An 18,910-nucleotide genomic window follows, 5' to 3' on the forward strand; every position below is an offset into this window, starting at 1 on the left:
TCCGGTTACACCGGAATGATGTTGACGGTTGACTGTTGACTGTTGACTGTTGACGCCGTGAACAGTCAACAGTGAACCGTCAACAGTCAACTCGAATTTACTATTCCGATGCTAACGGATTTGATATAAAAAGCAAAAAGTGTCACTTATCGGTTCGCGTGTTCTGCCAATAAAGCCTTCGCTTTCGGCTTGTAAATCAGATAAAACAGCGATTCTATGTAGCGGAGCATATCTTCGCGTTCTTCCTTGGACGAGTAGTTCCAGAAACCGTAAGTCCGCGCCAGAGTCAGCAGCTTGGTAGTGTGAATTTTCCAGGTATACGTGCTGTAAACTCGGTCAATTCCTCGCGTTGAAATTTCATACCAATAGTTGGGATTGTGTTCGCACTTCGATAAAAAATCTAGAATTTTTTGGGCAGTATCCTCGTGGTTGGTCGGGTTGATATAAAACCCATTTACGCCATCTTGAATAATTTCCAGGGGCCCACCAAACTGCGTCCCGAAAGTGGGAATACCGGTAATCATTGCTTCGAGAATTGTCAAGCCGAAAGCTTCAAATAATGCTGGCTGAACAAATATACCTTGGGCGTCGGCGATTACCCGGTAGATTTCGCCGGACAGGCTTTTGGAAAGCCTCACTCCCAACCAGCGAATTTTACCGTGAAGGTTGTATTGGTCGATAATTGCGTAGAGCTTTTTAATTTCTTCTGCTTCTTCGTAGTCTTCGGTTTCTTCGACCCGCAGCTTCCCAGCTACTAGAATTAAGTTGCATTTTTCTTGCAATTCCGGGCTTTTGCCAAACAATTCTGCTAAGCCTGTCAGGTTTTTAATGCGATCGAGCCTGGCCATGGAAAATAAAGGGCGCTTGTGCGGGTCGTCGAGTTTTCCAAAGACTTGTTCCGGATCTTCTAGAGTAAACAGCAGTTCGTTGAGCCGATCGCGATCGCCTTGCACCCGGTCTTCGCTCCGCGTGTAGGGAAAGTACACACTTTCATTAACTCCCGGCGGCACGACATTGAATTTAGGGCTGAACAGTTCAATCCCCTTCACAACGTGGTACAAATCCGGCATGGTAAAACAATGGTAAGATTCGTACTGACCGACACTATCGGGTTGGCCCACAATCTCTTGATAGGTGCTGCTGACAATACAATTAGCTGCATTCATGGCAATTATATCAGCAGTAAATTGCAACGAAAAATGGTATTTGTCCTCTGATTCTTGCCAGTAGAGATTGCTGAACAAATATTTAGATTTTTCCAGCGCATGGGCAATATTGCACTGAGTAACTTTGAGTTTGCGAGACAGCAAAAACGCTACCAAGTTCCCGTCGGAATAGTTGCCTACAATTAAATCTGGCTTGCCCTGAAACTCAGCCAGAAGTTCTTTTTCTGAATCGATCGCATAAGTTTCTAAATAAGGCCAAATCTCGAATCTAGAAATCCAATTTTGAGTCAGTTTGGGATTGAACTCCCGGAATGGAACGCGCAAAATCCAAGCATTTTCTGTGCCGTGAACTTTTTCCAAACGTTCGTTGCAGCGCGTACCGTCGCTGTTAGGAATTAACCTGGTGAGAATAATTACTTTAGGTTTGACTCCTAAGCTATCGAGACCTGCAAGATGAATATCTTCTTGCAGTTGTTTCTCTAAACTCTTGGCTTGATCGAGGACATAAACTACCTGCCCTCCCGTATCCGGCCGCCCCAAAACTCCTTCTTGGCCGAACCAGCCGTGAGGAGAAACTAGGACGATTTTGAAAATCATCGGGATGCGAGAAATAAATGCTTCTAGGGTTTGGGGATCGGGCGAATCAATTAATTCGTCAAGAATTCCTAGGGTTTCATGTACGCGGGCTGCGGTATTTCCCCAACCTGCCTCGAAACCCATCAATTGCAGCACGAGTCGAAATCTTTCATAGGCTTCTTCTTCAGAAAGATCGCTGACAAAGGTGAGGGCTTTTTTGACTTGTTCTGAAAGTTGTTGTTGGGATTTTATGCGATCGTTAATTAGCAATTGTACGCCGTTGTAGCGGTGAAGGCGCAAGAAATTAAATAGAGTTTCCTGCCACTGTCTGGCATCTTGAAACAGTTTGCTGGAGAGATATCGGTTGAGGAATTGTACTCCTTTGCCGATGTTTTTGGGGTCGCGAATTGTGGGGGAGTAGTCGTAAAACGGGCCGAAATCTAGTTCGAGAATGTCGCCTTCTTGGGGGTGAAAATGGTTGACGAAGCGATCGCGCACGTCGAGCAATTCTTGCACTGTCATCTGCTCAACAGTCAAGTCGTCTGCAACTCGCACTATTTCCATACTAGCAATTTTTGGCCGCAGCAGGACGCAAAGGCTGCCATCTTCAAGAATAATTTCCTGAACGTAGTAAATCAGTTTGCTTAAAAGAGAAGATTGATGGAACTTTTCGGGCTTTTCGTATTTAGTGCAGTAGGCGGCAAAAGCGTTAACTATGTCGTTTCGCAGTAAATATTTCTTTCCCAAAGCGCGTAAATCGCTGACAAACTGACGCAACTCGGTTTTTTCGTCGCTGGCGATCACAGCCTGAAAGAGTTCAGACATACATACTCCCTTATTTAAGACTTTTGATTTCCGCTGTAAAATTAGGCGATACTCAAACCGTATCGCCTTTTTTTTTAAGCGGCTACTTTTTTTGTAATTTTAAAGTCTGCAATCTGAACTTGCTATCCCTCAAATGACATAAAACTCCCCGTATTTGTGGCGAATATAGCGGATAAATGGATCGATAGTTAAAGGTGAACCTGTAACGCGATCGATCAATTCGACAGCGGTGTATTTACGGCCGTGCTGGTAGATGTTTTGTTTGAGCCAGTCGTGGAGTACGGTAAAATTGCCTCGTTCTATTTCTACAGGAATTTCAGGATTGATTTTTACTGCTGTTTCGTAGAATTGAGCGCTCATCAAGTTGCCGAGGGTGTAACCTTGGAACATTCCGCCGATCGTACCAACATACCAGTGAACATCTTGCATCGCGCCTTCGCTGTCGGTGGAGGGGACAACGCCGAGGTCGGTTTTATAGCGTTCGTTCCAGGCTTCGGGGAGGTCTCGCACTGCTAGTTTTCCCTCTACCATTGCCAATTCTAGGTCAAAGCGGATGGCGACGTGGAGGTTGTAGGTTACTTCGTCGGCGTCGGTGCGGATGAGCGATCGCGAGACTTTGTTAATTGCCCGGTAAAATGCGTCAGTGGATACGTGTCCCAACTGTCGCAAAAATACGCCTTGGAGTTGGGGGTAGAAACATTCCCAAAAACCGCGGCTGCGCCCGACCATATTTTCCCAAAGTCGCGACTGACTTTCGTGCAGGCCGGAGGAAATGCCGCCTGCAAGCAGCGTGCCCTCAAATTCCGGGGAATTTCCGAGTTCGTAGAGGGCGTGTCCGGCTTCGTGGATGCTGCTGAACAGTGCTTGATCCAAGTGGTCTTCATAGACGCGGGTGGTAATTCGCACGTCGTCTATGGAGAAGTTGGTCATGAACGGGTGCAGGGTGGTGTCTTGCCGTCCCCGTTGGAAGTCGAACCCCATGCGTTCTACAACTTTGCGAGTGAATTCTAGTTGCTGGGATTCGGGGAAGTCTTGGTGCAAGCAGGAGTCGTCGGCGGGAGGTTGGGAGGTGATGGCTTCGACTATCGGCACTAATTCTTCACGCAGTTTGGCGAAAAGCGGGCGCAGCAGGGATACTTTCATGCCGTAGTCGCTACGATCGATCAAAGGATCGGCGATGTGTTCGTATCCGGGGAAAAACTCGGCGTACTGCCTGCTTAATTCTAGGGTTTTTTCGAGATACGGCTCAACGGCTGCGAAGTTGTTGGCTGCTCTAGCCGCGGCCCAAACTTCGTAGCAGTCGGCTTGGTGGCGGCAGAGTGCGGACATGAAGGTTGCGGGGACTCTGGCGGCGCGATCGTAGTCTCTGCGGGCGATGCGGATCAGGCTGGCTGCGGTGGAGTCGTAGGGGAGGGTTTGTTCGTAGAAACGCAAGTCTTCTAGGAGTTCACCTATTTTTGGATCTGTAAATTTTTCGTGGGATATTTGTTTGAGAGTAGCCAACTGGCGGCCTCTGGCATTTGCACCTTTGGCGGGCATATAAGTTGATTGATCCCAATGCAGCAGCGACGAGGCTGATTCGATGTCGTTAACTTCTCTGAGGTGGGCTGCCAGTTGAGCGAATTTTGCTTGAGTTTTGTCTAGGGTTTGCATGATTGGGGTTTATGGTGCTGTTTTGCCTACAAAGGTTGCAGTGCGGCATCCGTCTCCATCAATCATAGCTACCCTGAAATCAAGCTAAAAACCGCACTTCTTCCCGTATTGTACGCAATTTAGAGTCATTTTTGCACAATTTCCGGTATTTCTGCGGATTAAGTTCGATCGCCTTGGATAAGTTTTCGATCGCCAGTCGGATGCTGGTGGCTACTATTTCCTGGCTGTTTGTGAGCTCGCCTGCTTGTTTTTCTAGGGCGTAAATGCAAGCTTTTTGATAGTACAGGTTGGGATCGTCGGGGTTGAGTGCGATGATTTTATCGTAGGAGGCGATGGCTTCGGTAAATCGTTGAATTTTTTTGAGGGCTATGCCGCGGTTGTACCAGGCTTCGATGTTATCTGGCTGCAACTCTAGGGTTTTGTCCCAAGAGGCAATTGCTTCTTCAAAGCGTTGTAAGTTGGCGAAGGCTAAGCCGCGGTTGTAAAAGGTTTCGCTGTCGTTTGGGTTGAGTGCGAGGGCTTTGTCCCAGGATGCGATCGCTTCTTCAAATTGTCCCATTTGTGCGATCGCGGTGCCGCGTTTGTTCCAGGCTTCGGCGGAATTCGGCCGCAGTTGCAGGGTTTTGTCGTAGGAAGCGACGGCTTCCGGGTATAGTTTTTCATCGGCTAGGGCTAAGCCGCGGTTGTACCAGGCTTGATGCAAGTCTGGCTTGAGTTCGATCGCTTTGTCGTAAGAGGCGATCGCCGCTGTATTTTGGTCTGATTTTCTCAGGGCAAATGCTTTGTTGTACCAAGCTTCGCAGTAGTCTGGTTTGATGGCTATGGCTTTGTCGTAGGAGTTGATCGCTTCTGAAAATTTTTCTAAGTTGACGAGGGTATTGCCTCGGTTCGTCCAAGCTTCGGGGTAGCTGGGGTTGAGTGCGATCGCTTTTTCGTAGGATGCGATCGCTTCTGAGAGTCTGTTGAGCTTCCGCAAAACGTTGGCGCGATTATACCACGCTTCGGGATTGTTGGGTTTGATTTTTAGGGAGTTGTTGTAGGCTGCGATCGCTTCTTCTAGCTGGCCCAATTTTTTGAGGGCTACGCCTTGGTTGTACCAGGCTTCATAAAATGTTGGTTCAAGTTCGATCGCTTCTTCCCAAGATTCGATCGCAGCTTGGAATCGTCCCATTGCTTCTAGGGCGTTGCCGCGATCGTACAATGTTTGAGCCTTTTGGGTGTTGACTGCTATGGATTTTTCCCCTGAGTCGATCGGCTTTTCTATGCTGGCTAATTTTTGCAAGGGGTTTCACCTCATTATTTTCTGTCTAATTGATTCTTTTCTTTTTTATATGCGATCTTTTTCGCGTTTGAGTGCTTTTGATCGATCCTATTGGGTTATTTAGGGCAATTTTACAGGAAGTTGGGAGCTTTTTCAATTTTTTTCATTATAATTCTAGAGCTTGGATTTCTAGGTATAGATTAATACTATTTTTTTTATGTGACTGCGTAGAAAAGAGTAAAGGGCGATCGTACTGAGGTGTGACAAACCTCACCCAAGATATAATTTTCACGTAACCCTTTTGAGCGATCGGGGGTTGAAACCACGTCTTGTCAAGCGAAGCCCGCCTTTGCAGAGTAAGAAATAAGAGGGATATTTAAGGTAGATATGGTTTACCGTCAGCTATGGTATAAATGTCTTCTTCAGGGTCGAGAATCGAACCAAAATTAGGCTCGATTGCTACTGTTTTAATCCATTCAGGGTCGTGGAATGGCACGCCATCAGCTAAAGTGTAGATATCTTCTGCTGAGTCTCTCAGAGAATCAAAAGCTGGATTGCGGATTGCAGCTTTTAGCCATTCATATTCTTCTACTTTTGCTTTGTTAATTAGGGCAGCTTCTAGGGCTTCCAGTCGCTTCAAGTCGGCATAAGTAATGATAGCAGCGATCGCTCTTCCTTCCTGTTCTATGACAATTCGTTCTCCAGTATCCTCGACATGGGCGATGAGTTCGGGAAATTTGTCATTGGTTAGATTGACATTTAGTTGAGTCATCTTTTACCTCGCTATTAATTCTCCTATTATATCGTGTCCATTAGCTTCGTTGAAAAGTGTTTTTGATGCTGTAGGGGCGGGTTTTACCAACAATAATTGCCTCAAACCGACAATCTCATAAACCCGCCCCGCCCAAGGGCAATCCCTATTCTTGAATCAAGGCTTGAAACCGATTATGCGATCGAATGCTGTCAAAATCCGAGTCAGTTTTTGCCATTTCTCGGTACTTGTCAGGATTCAGATTGATGGCTTGCTGCAAATTCTGAATCGCTTGGTCAATTTGACTGTGTAACGCATAGCACCAAGCTTTATTATAATATGTTGCGTCATTATCTGGTTTGAATTCTAAGGCTTTATCGTAGGAGGCGAGCGCTTCTTCCCATCTTCCTAAATTAGCCAGTGCCAGGCCCCTATTATACCAGGATTCGTGATAATCTGGTTGGATTTCTAATGCTTTGTCGTAGGAGGCGAGCGCTTCTTCAAACAACCCTAAATTACCCAGCGCATTGCCCCGATTGTTCCAGGCTGCGTGTAAATCTGGTTTGATTTCTAAAGCTTTTTCGGAGGAGGCGAGCGCTTCTTCCCATCTTCCTAAATTATCCAGTGCCAGGCCGCGATTATACCAGGCTGCGTGTAAATCTGGTTTGATTTCTAAGGCTTTTTCGTAGGAGGCGAGCGCTTCTTCCCATCTTCCTAAATTACCCAGTGTAATGCCCCGATTGTACCAGGCTTCGTGATAATCTGGTTTGAATTCTAAGGCTTTGTCGAAGTAGGCTATCGCTTCTTCCAATCTTCTTAAGTTACCCAGTGCAATGCCCCGATTGTTCCAGGCTTCGTGAGCATCGGGTTTCAATTCTAAGGCTTTGTCGTAGGAGGCTATCGCTTCTTCCAATCTTCCTAAATTACCCAGTGCAATGCCCCGATTGTACCAGGCGTCGTGATAATCATGTTGGAATTCTAAGGCTTTGTCGTAGGAGGCTATCGCTTCTTCCAATCTTCCTAAATTACCCAGTGTAATGCCCCGATTGTACCAGGCTTCGTGAGCGTCGGGTTTGGTTTCTAAGGCTTTGTCGTAGGAGGCTATCGCTTCTTCAAGCCTTCCTAAACGATACAGTGCATTGCCCCGATTGTTCCAGGCTGCCTGAGAATCTGGTTTGATTTCTAAGGCTTTGTCGTAGGAGGCTATCGCCTTTGCATATTCTTCAGCAGAGTTATGCAATAAACCTTGTTCAAAAAACAATTCAGCTTTTTGTTTGGATGTTTGCCCATCCTCATCAATTAAAGCTTGAATCCTCACCAATTCCCATTTTTTTTCTTGGGAATTTAAAGCTAGATAATCTTCTCGATTCATTCTTTCGGAACAAGCTTGCATTGATTCTAGTTGCAGCAGTTCTTTATCCATTGACAACTTAAATAAACTCGATCGCCAATCAAAGAAATCAGGTGCCCGCTGAATAAAATAATCAATCGCAAACTTAGGCAACAGAAAAACAAAACAGATTTTAAAATTATCTCGAAATCGTTCTCGCTGCTGGTTTAAATTAATTAAAACAGGTGGCACACCCCGCCAACTGTAAGAGTAAATATCCTTGCTTTCCCAGCCGAGTTCCTTTTTCTCTTGTTCGTATTCATAAAGTGAATATTCTAAACCCTGGACGAATAGGACATTGATGCGATCGCGATTTGGCAACTCTTCAATTAGATTGTAGAAATCATAAACCGATTCCTTCAGCCGCAAAACCTCAATTTTTTGCTGCGGAATATCTGTTTTAACTCTAGCAATCCAGCGTTCTCCCTCCGCCGGCGAACACTCCACAAATAACAAGCTAAAGCCTTTTGTCCGCTTGATAGTGCGTACCAGATCTCGATATTCTTCCTCCGGTTCTGCTGGTGGTAAATCTTCGTCCCAATCAATTGCTTCTGGTTTCATCACTGAAGTATAGCGACTGCTTCCTTAAATTCCGGAATGCCTTTAATTAGCGGGTGAACATCATACCAAGACTGGATTTCTTCTTCTTCATCCAAGTATCTGTATTCCAAAATACAGCGACTAAATAGCAAATTGCGGTGTTGTTCGTCATTCAGTATCCGACGAGAAAGAGATACTTGTGCTAAAATAGACCATTCATTGTGTCCGGCAGTTTTGCGGTAGACATCCCGCAGGTTCGTAATTGCCCTTTTCGCTGCTTTCGCAGTAATGGGCAAATTATCCGTCTTCTTGATAGCTTCTTGCATCATCAACATCAAATTCCTGACGTGACCTCCACTCATCAAACACAGCCCTTCTAGAGTTTCTGCGGTGTCAAAAAAATCTGTTTCTAAAGATAAATGCGGATCAACTTGTTTTACCCGCTTCTCAATCAACTCTTTCATTTTAGCAAGTCCCGGCGGGTGAACTTCACCGCTGGGCTTGCGTACCATAATCATCGGTAGCACTTGGGGAGGATTGCTATAATTATTGCTTAAATCGGCAGCGCGGTTAGAATGCACCATCGAAATCGGTACGGTGTAAACTACGTGACATTTTAAAGCTTTGAGTTGTTCGCTGCGGTCTAAGAAAATTTCATCGAGATTGCTACGTCCCCCTGGGTCTTTGGAAAACGGCACAATCCGATCTAAATTATCGGCTATCACAACCAGTTTTGAATATTTGGTGGGCAATTTATTTTTAGCATTGACAATAAACTCATTCAACGCATCAATCAGGGTTAATGTGTAGGGATTAACTTTTTCTCGAATTTTTTGGCGCAAACTCGGTTCGTTTCTCACATTCGCCGTCAGCTTGGCAAACTGAGAAATTTGCATCTCTAAGCTCAATGTTTCAAAAGATACTTCTGACAGGGCTAAATCTTTTAAATCGTTCCAGCGACTTTCCATCCAATCCCGCAAAGGTTTTGGGTCAGCATCTTTAATTGCTTCTAAAAAGTGCCTGGTGCAAGCGAGCAAAATATCTGTGTATTCCGTATCTTCGGGATTGATATCTTGTTCGTCAGCAGCGAAATAAACGACAAAATAACCTTGTTTTTTTAAATGATCCTCTAGGCGCAGCAATTCGGTTGACTTTCCTGCCCCCCGATGTCCAGCGTATAACTGATAAGTCATCTGTTTGGAACGCTGAATGTTGCGGCCCAAGTCTAGGGTAATATTGTCATCTCCTCGCACTTCTTGACAGTCAACATATTGCGGGTCGCCTGCTGGTAATGGATGAAATGGGTTAAAGGCATCGGTGAGGTCTGTTAGTAATTGTTCTGTATTTGGATTCATAATTTTTTTTAGTATTTTTGGTTTTTTATAGGCTCAACCGCAGATTTAAGGCAGATGAACACGGATAAACCCAGATAATTTTAAGAAGAGCGATCGAATCTATGCAAAAGGCTGGGTGCACATGGCGCACCCAACAATCACTACTTTTAGGCTTGGTATTGTTTCAAAATTGCGACTTTTTCGGGGAAGATTTCGATCGCCATTTTGTCGTCATATCGAGTCGCGAGCGATCGCCTCACCTCGCCCAAAAACAGTGGCTGCGACAGCCCTGGTTCAGGATGTACAACTGTACGAACCCGGATTGTCATGTAGTCTCTGCCCCGCCCAGAGCGCCCTGGAGAGTACAAATCCGCAGCCGCTTGCTGCATCGTTGCTTCTAATTCCGATTCCGTGATCGTAGGTGGCACAGTAACTACTGTTTGAGCGCCGCCTGTATCGTAAACTAAAGAATAGCGAACTGCACCGGGAATTTCTGTGCGGGAAAACAGTCCCAAACCCAGACCAAATATACTCGCAGCAATTACTCCCATAAAGCTTGTCACTCCTACCAATCGGAAGCGAAAACCCCATTTGAAGATAAATGCTATAACAGTTAGAATAGCCAAGGCTACTGTTAGAATTCCCGCCCATTGGGCGTACATTAAAAGGTTAGAATTTACGTTCATTTGTTGACTGTTGACTGTTGACTGTTGATATTAGTTACCGCTACCCGATGTTCTGCGCGGGCCAATGCCCAATGCCCAATGATTAATTAAGCGTTTCGGCCCATAAGCAGATAAGTCATCATATCGCCTTTCCCCTTCACTGGAATCACGCCGCGCTCCTCAAAAACGTACTTATCCCGCAGGCGCTCGTAGGTAGCAACTGTCACCTGAATGCTGCCGGCGACGCCTTGAGATTCCATCCGGGAAGCTGTATTTACCGTATCTCCCCACAAATCGTAAGTAAATTTTTTAGTACCGATTACCCCAGCTTCTACCGGGCCTGTGTGGATGCCGATGCGGATGCTGAGCGGCTGACCTCCCTTGGTATGTATCTTAGTCATTGCTGCTTGAATTTCCAGCGCCATTTCGGCGATCGACTCGGCGTGGTCGTCGCTGGGCGTCGGCAAACCGCCAACCACCATATAAGCATCGCCGATCGTCTTAATTTTCTCAAGTCCGTAGCGCTCGGCCAACTCGTCAAAAGCCGAAAAAATCTCGTTGAGCAACTCCACCAATTGGGCCGGCGATAAATGAGACGAAAGCTTAGTAAAACCGACCAAATCGGCAAACATCACTGTTACCTCAGCGAAACTGTCTGCGATCGTAATTTCCCCGTGTTTCAGGCGCTGCGCGATCGCCTTGGGTAAAATATTTAACAGCAAACGCTCGGACTTTTCCTTTTCCTGGGCCAACTCGTGTAAATACGCCTGTTCCTTATCCCGCAGCCGCTTCTTTTCCAGACAAGCGCTAATCCGAGCCTTGAGCAATACCGGATTGAACGGTTTAGAAAGATAATCCTCCGCCCCCAACTCTATACACCGGACGATACTGTCGATATCGTCCACCGCCGAAATCATAATCACCGGGATGTAGCGCAAATTCTCGTCCGCCTTCAGACTTTCGAGCACCTGATAGCCGTTCATTTGCGGCATCATAATGTCTAAGAGAACCAAATCAAAAGGATCGCTTCGCAACATTTCCAGAGCTTGGAGACCATCTTCAGCAACAGTCACCACATGGCCTTGACGCTGAAGTCGGCGGGCCAGCAAATCGCGGTTTACCTCATTGTCGTCAACAACCAGCACGCTGCCCTCATCACCTTTCATGTCATGGCCTCTTTGAGAAGCGTTTCAATTTTACCCAAAAGTCGGGGAAACTCGACCGGTTTAGTGTCGTAGTCATTGCAGCCGGCCGCAAGACACTTTTCACGATCGCCCGCCATTGCGTGAGCCGTCAGCGCAATCACCGGAATCCTGCTAGTTTCAGGAGCCGCCTTAATTTGCTGCGTTGCTTGCCAGCCGTCGAGAACCGGCAGGCTCATATCCATCAGAATCAAATCGGGTACTTTGGCGAGCGCCATCGACACTCCCTCAGCACCGTCAACAGCAATAAAGACCTCGTGTCCCTTGCGGGCCAGACGCCTGGAAAGCATATCCCTGTTCATTTCGTTATCTTCGACCAACAGGATTTTAGCCATTGGTGTTCTCCTTGCCTTTCGAGTCGTACCTGCGATCGAACCTGTCATTGACTATAGAGCGAACATCGCGCAACAAAGTATCGCAACTGTAGACTCCCTTTTGTAGCACCCGCTCGACGTAGCCGTTTAGTTGCTGGCTTTCGGCCGGTGTCAGGTCTTTCCCCGTGATTACCACAATCGGTATAGGATCTCCCGAATGGGATTTGCGAAGTTCCCCGATCAACTCAAAACCATCCATTTCTGGCAGTGTCAAATCCAGTAATATCAGGTGCGGGCGAGCAACTTTTAGCCGATCGAGAGCAGCGCGTCCGCTGTCAGCTTCCGTTACTGCCCAGCCTTGTGTTTCTAGTACGCATCGCAGTATTTCGCGCGTGGCAACGTCGTCTTCCACAATTAGAATCTGACAGGTCAAATTGTTACTTGCAACGCCGTCTTGGTCGCGTCGGTACTTGTTCAACAAGGCAGCCAGCCGTTTGCCGTCCACTGGTTTGGTGAGGTAGTCCGAGGCACCCAATGCAAAGCCGAGGCTTTTGTTGCCCACAAAGGATAGCAGGATTACGGGAATTTCGGCAAGGTCTGGATCGGCCTTCAGTGCTGAGAGTACCGCCCAGCCGTCCATTCCGGGCATTATCACGTCCAGGGTAATGGCGTCTGGCCGTAGTTGCTTAGCGAGCCGGAGAGCTTGCTCGCCACTGCCGGCGACTTCTATGTGCAGTCCTTGGCGACTGAGGGCGCGCTGGATTAAATCCCGCGAGATCGGGTCGTCGTCCACTACCAGCACCGTGCCGACAGCGGGGGCGTCCGGAGGGCTCGTGCTGTCGTGGACTTTGTTGGGGATTTCCGGCTGTTTGATGGCTTTGGGCAAGAGCACGGTGAAAGTGGTGCCTGCGCCCAAGGTGCTGCTGACCTCAATGCTGCCACCCATCATCTGACAGAAGCGCTGGCTGATTGCTAGTCCCAAACCGGTGCCACCGTACTCGCGGGTAGTCGAGGCATCAGCTTGGGTGAAAGGTTGGAAAACTCGCTCCAATTGCTCTTGTGTCATGCCGATGCCGGTGTCGGCGACGCGGAAACTTAAAAATTCGGAGTTGGAAATTAAAATTTGGGAAGATTCCTCTTGATTTTTCCTTTTTAATTGTTCATTTTTAATTCTTTCCACTCCGATCGCAATTCTCCCGTTTTGTGTGAACTTGGCAGCGTTGCTGAGCAAATTAAGCAGCACTTGCCGCACTTTGGTCATGTCCGCGTGCATGGTATCGAGGTTGTCTGGACAGTACACTTCTAGGGTATTACCGTTTTTATCTACCAGCGGCCTCGCCGTGGCAACAGCACTTTCAATTAAGGTATGGATCTCGAAGGTTTCTAAGTAGAGATCCATTCGGCCTGCTTCAATTTTAGAAATATCTAGGATGTCGTCAATCAGCGACAGCAGGTGTTTGCCGGCGCTGCAGATTTTTTCGAGGTCGGGAACCGATTCGCAACTGCCCAATTCTTCGGCTTCTTCTTGAAGCATTTCGCTGTAGCCGATGATGGCGTTGAGGGGTGTGCGAAGTTCGTGGCTCATGTTGGCGAGAAATGTGCTTTTTGCCCGGTTGGCTGATTCTGCTGCTTCTAGGGCCAACTGCATGGCGGATTCTGCCTGTTTGCGATCGGTGATGTCTTGGACTGTGCCTTCGTAGTACAAAACGCTGCCGTTTTCGTCGCAGATGCAGCGCGCGTTTTCGGAAATCCAGATCTTGCTACCGTCTCGGCGGTATATTTGGGACTCAAATTTTGACACTTGTCGGCGCGCGCGCAATTGGGCCATAAACTCGGCGCGCCGATGGGGGTCAATGTAAAATTGACGGTTGATATCGGTGAGTTCGGCGAGCATTTGGGTACAGGATTCGTAGCCGTAAATTCTGGCTAGTGCGCGATTGCCGCTGAGGTAGTGTCCTGAAGGCGTTGTCTGGAATATGCCTTCGACTGCGTTTTCAAAGATGCTGCGGTATTTTGTTTCGGATTGTCTCAAGGCTGCTTCTGTTCGCTTGCGCTCTAGGACATTGGCGAGCATTTCTCCTACCATTTTTAGCTGTGTGGATATTTCGGTTGCTCGACCTGCTGTTTGCTTTAAGCCATCGAATCCGAGAAATCCTACTAGGTTTTTACTACAAATTAGGGGAATAATTATCAGCGATTGAATATTTTGTAGCTGTTTTTTTAATTCTAAATTATTTAGGGAAGCGCCAATCCAAGGTATTGAGGCGGTTGCTGTTTCATTGACTGTTTGGGATGGGGAGTTTGTCGGGAATTCGCCTGGATTTTGACCGATAAAATAGCCAATTTCGGCTTTGGCTGGAGGCGGGAGTTCGCCGATTTCTGGAATATAGAGGCATTCCGCGCGATCGAGTTTTTCTGCGATCCAAGGGATTTGTGCGATGTCTATTTGGTTGTAGGTGCTGTCTTTGACTGCCGGAATGCTTTCGCCGCACCACTCGTAGCTTTTGTCGGCGCGGGTTTTGTCTTCTGATAACAGGTAGATGTAACTGCGGTCAAACCCGCTCAAGGTGGCTATCGCTTCCAGGGTTTGATCGATGCCTTTGTCTATTTCTGATAAGGGCTGGCTGATGAAATGGGTTGACAAACGGGCAATCAACTGAGGGAATTCTATTCGATACTGCAAAGATTCTTCTACTTTTTTGAGTTCGGTAACGTCTCGAAAGCTCCAGACTCTACCGACTGTTTTCGCTCCGACTTTTGATGGCAACGAATTTAATTCCAGAATTTTTCCGTCTTTAAATTCTAATAATTCGCTGATTTGAGTATCTGAATCTGCCGACACTTTGATCACGTTTTGGAGAAATCTTGGCGGGTATTTTAATTGTTCCCTGTCGAAGGGGAATCCTGTTTTGATTGTGTTTTTGAGTGTGGCGAAGGTCGATCGGCTCAACTTTCCTTGGCTGCCGGACAAACCCCACATCTCTAGAAATTTCTGATTATAATTACATATATTGCCGTTTCTGTCAACCGCCAGAATTCCTGCATCTGTAGATTTTAGAACTGCTTGCAGTATCGAGAGCGATTGCTTGTGTTCTCTAGTGTCAAAAAACACCAAGACTGATATTTCGCCGCGCTCAACTGCGGGATGGAAAAAATAGGAAACTGGTAACATCTTGCCGTCGCGACACAAAAACTCGTCGTCCCAATTGTTGCAAGGTTGACTGGAAGCGATCGCCTCTTGTAAATCTAGTGTAGGTGCGATCGTCGCATCTTCACTCTTGCTTGGCGACTGTTTCGGAGCCGTCAAAACTTGGGATTTGTTGCCTTTCTTTTGCTTCCCGATGCGCTCTAGCAGGGAAACGCCTGCAAGTTCCGACTCTCGCCACCCCAGCAACCGTTCGGCCTCTGGATTCACTGAAATTACACAGCCCTTCGCGTCAAGGATACACAATCCCGCCCCCAAACTGTTGACACTCGCCCGCAGTCGATCGAATTCTGAAGCTGTTGGAGAGTCTTGAGGGGACTGGGGCGACTCAGTTACATCCTTGAGCGCCACCGTCTGCAAGTTAAAACAATCTTCCTGCTGAAGTTCTTGCTGACTCTGAACTCGGTCATAGGTACAACTTACCTGCTCTAATAAAAGTTGCCACTGCTCAGCAGTGGGAGGGGGAGACTCGCCGACTAAACCGAGCTGTTCGAGTTGGCGCTGGAGGTGGGGGTGCATATTTTCTGGCGCTTTGTAGGCAACTTTCTACAGTATATCTTTATTAATTAATAGTATATATACGTAGGTATACCGTTAGGGGACAAGTACGCGATCGAAGTCTATAACAGGTTTTATTGAGAAGCCGAGGGATCGTGTCTCCTCTCCAAAATCTTTCAAACTGCGCTCATTATATTAATTCTCAGAACTTTTAAGGGTTGTCAACTAACTAATCCTCTGAATGTCGGCAGCACGCTCAATAATATCATCTTATCAAGTCAATACTCCGAAAACTTTTGGTCACGATACTACAAGTTTTACAGGACAAGGACAATAAAAAAGTAAAATTAAATGCAAGTCACGGGTGGAGAGGGCATTGATTTAATTATCCAAAGTCGCTCAAAGTCAAGCGAGAATAAGCCATTGGATCGGAGAAAAACTGTCCGGAGTATTGAGCGAGTGAACTTACCCTCAAAAAATAGGTGGCTTCCAAAAAACGATCGCTTACGCTTGTACTGGAATGGAAAAATTATTCTTCCCATGCCAGCGGAAACGATTTAAGGGTTTTTCGTACTTACTCATAAATTAATTATGGTTATCTAACCCGGCCTAATCTTCTACCTCTATATTAGAAAAAAACAGGAAAAAGACTGAGTTGATCGTGTGATAAATTATCTGCAAAATCTCCCTAACTGCTAGCGAAATAATCAGCAACTGGCGGAGGCAAATAAAATTTGCAGGCATGGAAAATAACTGTCAAAAAAATATTATTCGTCAGACTTTTCGGTTGAGATCGAAAGGTCGGTGAAAATAGCTGGCAGCCGAATGGTAAAAGTAGAACCTTTGCCCACCTCGCTGAATGCAGTAATGTCTCCGCCCATCATTTCGCAGAATTTCTTAGTAATCGTCAGCCCCAAACCAGTGCCGCCATACTTCTTAGTAGTTGAGGAATCGGCTTGGGTGAAAGGCTCAAAGATTCTGGCTAACTGTTCGGGACTCATGCCAATGCCGGTATCTTTGACCGTAAAAAAGATCCAATCTTGACCGGAAGATAACAGAGACAAGCTATTTTCAGCTTGGCCACCTCCTCTATACGCTCCAAGTCTTTTGGCTTTCTTTGCAGCGTCGGCGGGGGTTTCGACGCATCGGGTAACGGCGAAGGTAATCGCGCCGGAGCAAGTAAATTTCGCGGCATTGCTGAGGAGGTTGAGCAGAGACTGCCGGAGTTTAGTCAAGTCGGTCTGCATCGAGCCAATATCCTCGGGGCATTGTATTTCTAGGATATTGCTATTTTTGTCTGCCATCGGCGCGATCGTGCTTACTACTTGCTCAACCAGAGTTGAAATGGTGAAGGTTTCGAGGTGGAGGTCGATGTGGCCGGCTTCAATTTTGGTCAAGTCGAGAATATTTTTAATCAGGTCTAGTAGGTGCTGGCCGGCCGTGTTAATTCTCTGGAGGTCGTCAATGAATTCTTCGGCACCGAGGTCTCGGGCGTCTTCTTGCAGGAGCTCGCTGTAGCCGATGATGGCGTTGAGGGGGGTTCGGAGTTCGTGACTCATGTTGGCCAGAAAAATGCTTTTCGAGCGATTGGCAGCTTCGGCGGCTACTGCGGCCCGGCGGAATTCTTCGGAACGCAAGCGTTCGGTGATGTCGCTGGTCATGATTAAAATGCACTGAGTGCTGCCGAGGTCGATGAGTTCCATTGACAGCAGCCAGTCGCGCACTTCGCCGACTTTGGTGCGAATTTTGATTTCTTGATTGCTGATCGAATTTTGTGATTCCAAAATCTGGGCGAGCCGCCCCCCGTCTTCTGAATTGACAAACATTCTTAAGTCGCTGGGAGTGCGGCCGATAAATTCGTGCCGCAGCCAGCCTAATGAGCGCAAAAAGCTTTCGTTGGCATCGAGGAAGCATCGGTCTGTGAGGGTGCAGATGCTGATGCCGACTGGGGAGGCGTGAAAAGCCTTGGAAAATCTTTCTTCTGAAGAACGCAGGGCGGCTTCGGCTTGCTTTCTGTCTGTGATGTCTTGGACGGTGCTGCTGATGTAGAGGGAGTTGACGGCGGCTTGTTCGTAGACTGTGCGGTTGCTACCGTCGGGGAGTATGAGCCTGTAGTCGATGCTGTAAGGCTGTTGCTGAAATAAAGCGGCTTCGATCGAGGTTTTGACTAATTCTTTGTCTTCAGGGTGTACGTATCCCAAGAAGGCTTCCAGGCTGGGTTCAAAAGTTCCCGGCCGCTGTCCCAGGATGCGATAAATTTCCTCTGACCACCGCAATTGCTGGGTGTTGCGGTCTAAGTCCCAGTTGCCTAGTTGGGCGATGCGCTGGGCGTTGGCAAGGCTGGCTTCGCTGGCGCGCAGGGAAGCTTCTGCTTGGTGGCGTTCGGCGACGGTGGCGGCTAAGACTAAGCCGGTGACGGCGATGACGGCGATGAAGGCTTGCAGGGATAACAGTGCTTGGGGCATACTGCTGGCGTGTTTGAGGAAGGGGCCGCTGCGTCGGGCTATGCCCCAGATGGCGAAGCCGCAGAGGATGAAGTTGGAGAGGGCCGTGTAGCGCTGGCCGAATCGAAAGGCAGCCCAAACTACTAGGGGAAATGGTAAGTATTCGAGGGGATAGCGGGCGTAGGCGGCGCGGGTGCGGGAGCAGAAGACGAGCCAGCCGACTGCTAGTAGCAGCAGCAGCCAAATCGCTCGTTCAGCTATCTTTTTACGATGGTTGGGGACTCTGGGCAATTGTTGCCACGTCAGCAGCAGCGGGGCGACGAGCAAAATGCCCATAGCGTCTCCCACCCACCAAGTCCCCCAAATCGTGCCCAAATCGCTCCAGCTAGATAAACCGGTCAGGCATACGAGGATGCTGCCGATGGTGGAGTTGATCAGGGTAGATCCCAAGGCTGCTAGTCCGACTATTCCTAAAACGTCTTTGAGCCGATCGAGCCCGGCGCTAAAGTTAATGCGCTGGAGTAGATAAGTTCCCGTCCACGCTTGCAGGGTTCTGGCCGCTGCCGAGATCAATGCCGTGCCTATGTTGGCCGACGGTACGCTCATGCTGAACAGGAAGCCTCCGAGCGCGATTCCCGGCCACAGTTGCCGCCCAAACAGCAGCAGGGCGACTTGGGCAATTCCTGCTGCTGGCCACATCGGGTAAATTTCTGAACTGAGGGTGAGGGTGGAAATTGCGAATTGCGACGCCCAATAGTAGACCAGGGCGATCGCGCCTACTGCGAGGAAGTACCGCCAGGAATGTCCTTTGATTGCGTTAAGGAACTTTGTCTGCATTGTCGTTTGGGGAAAAGGTGGACGGTTGTTGGGATCTCAGTAGATGGTACGGGACAGGCACAGGGTAGAGAAAATGTTTCTATTAGGTGATGGTAGGTCATGGGTGGTAGGTAGTGGGAGAAGCTTTTGAGCTAACTTTTTGTGGTGCCGTTGAGGGAGCGGTTTTTTTTGTTCGATCAAATCTGCCCATGAATTTCGGGAGTATTGCTTTTTTGTAAATATATCTCTAATGGCTAAGCAATTGGTTTA

Annotated in this window: 11 protein-coding genes; all 11 read right to left on the reverse strand. The window is 47.7% G+C overall.

Annotated elements, in window-relative coordinates; all coding sequences use genetic code 11:
* Positions 1-146 precede the first annotated feature (146 nt).
* The 11 genes from QUA47_RS18405 to QUA47_RS18455 all read right to left on the reverse strand — a co-directional run bounded on the left by QUA47_RS18405 (position 147) and on the right by QUA47_RS18455 (position 18,661).
* Positions 147-2,567, reverse strand: coding sequence for a sucrose synthase (locus QUA47_RS18405; RefSeq protein WP_333431772.1), 2,421 nt, complete (start codon positions 2,565-2,567; stop codon positions 147-149).
* Positions 2,568-2,696: 129 nt separating this feature from the next.
* Positions 2,697-4,220 (reverse strand): carboxypeptidase M32, encoded by a 1,524-nt coding sequence (locus QUA47_RS18410; protein WP_333287054.1) that lies wholly within the window; start codon positions 4,218-4,220, stop codon positions 2,697-2,699.
* A gap of 79 nt (positions 4,221-4,299) precedes the next feature.
* A complete protein-coding gene (locus tag QUA47_RS18415) occupies positions 4,300-5,502 on the reverse strand; it encodes a tetratricopeptide repeat protein (protein WP_333431773.1) in 1,203 nt (400 codons plus the stop codon).
* Between the two features lie 355 nt (positions 5,503-5,857).
* The gene (locus QUA47_RS18420; RefSeq protein WP_333431774.1) at positions 5,858-6,253 is read right to left on the reverse strand and encodes a type II toxin-antitoxin system Phd/YefM family antitoxin; all 396 of its coding nucleotides are present in this window, start codon (positions 6,251-6,253) and stop codon (positions 5,858-5,860) included.
* A 145-nt stretch (positions 6,254-6,398) separates the two neighbouring features.
* Positions 6,399-8,183, reverse strand: a complete 1,785-nt coding sequence (locus QUA47_RS18425; RefSeq protein ID WP_333431775.1) for a tetratricopeptide repeat protein — start codon at positions 8,181-8,183, stop codon at positions 6,399-6,401.
* Positions 8,183-9,517 carry an ATP-binding protein gene (locus tag QUA47_RS18430; RefSeq protein WP_333431776.1) on the reverse strand — a complete coding sequence of 445 codons (1,335 nt, stop codon included), beginning with the start codon at positions 9,515-9,517 and terminating at the stop codon, positions 8,183-8,185. Before QUA47_RS18430 ends, QUA47_RS18425 begins: the two co-directional genes overlap by 1 nt.
* Positions 9,518-9,663: 146 nt before the next feature.
* Positions 9,664-10,182, reverse strand: a complete 519-nt coding sequence (locus QUA47_RS18435) for a Ycf51 family protein (RefSeq protein WP_333431777.1) — start codon at positions 10,180-10,182, stop codon at positions 9,664-9,666.
* Between the two features lie 86 nt (positions 10,183-10,268).
* The gene (locus QUA47_RS18440) at positions 10,269-11,327 is read right to left on the reverse strand and encodes an adenylate/guanylate cyclase domain-containing protein (RefSeq protein ID WP_333220776.1); all 1,059 of its coding nucleotides are present in this window, start codon (positions 11,325-11,327) and stop codon (positions 10,269-10,271) included.
* Complete coding sequence (locus tag QUA47_RS18445) at positions 11,324-11,698, reverse strand: response regulator (RefSeq protein WP_006631823.1); 375 nt, start codon at positions 11,696-11,698, stop codon at positions 11,324-11,326. Before QUA47_RS18445 ends, QUA47_RS18440 begins: the two co-directional genes overlap by 4 nt.
* A complete protein-coding gene (locus QUA47_RS18450; RefSeq protein ID WP_333431778.1) occupies positions 11,691-15,401 on the reverse strand; it encodes a response regulator in 3,711 nt (1,236 codons plus the stop codon). Before QUA47_RS18450 ends, QUA47_RS18445 begins: the two co-directional genes overlap by 8 nt.
* A gap of 746 nt (positions 15,402-16,147) precedes the next feature.
* Complete coding sequence (locus QUA47_RS18455; RefSeq protein ID WP_333431779.1) at positions 16,148-18,661, reverse strand: MASE1 domain-containing protein; 2,514 nt, start codon at positions 18,659-18,661, stop codon at positions 16,148-16,150.
* Positions 18,662-18,910 lie beyond the last annotated feature (249 nt).

Origin of the sequence: Microcoleus sp. MON2_D5, assembly GCF_036701905.1 — a bacterium.
GTDB lineage: Bacteria > Cyanobacteriota > Cyanobacteriia > Cyanobacteriales > Microcoleaceae > Microcoleus.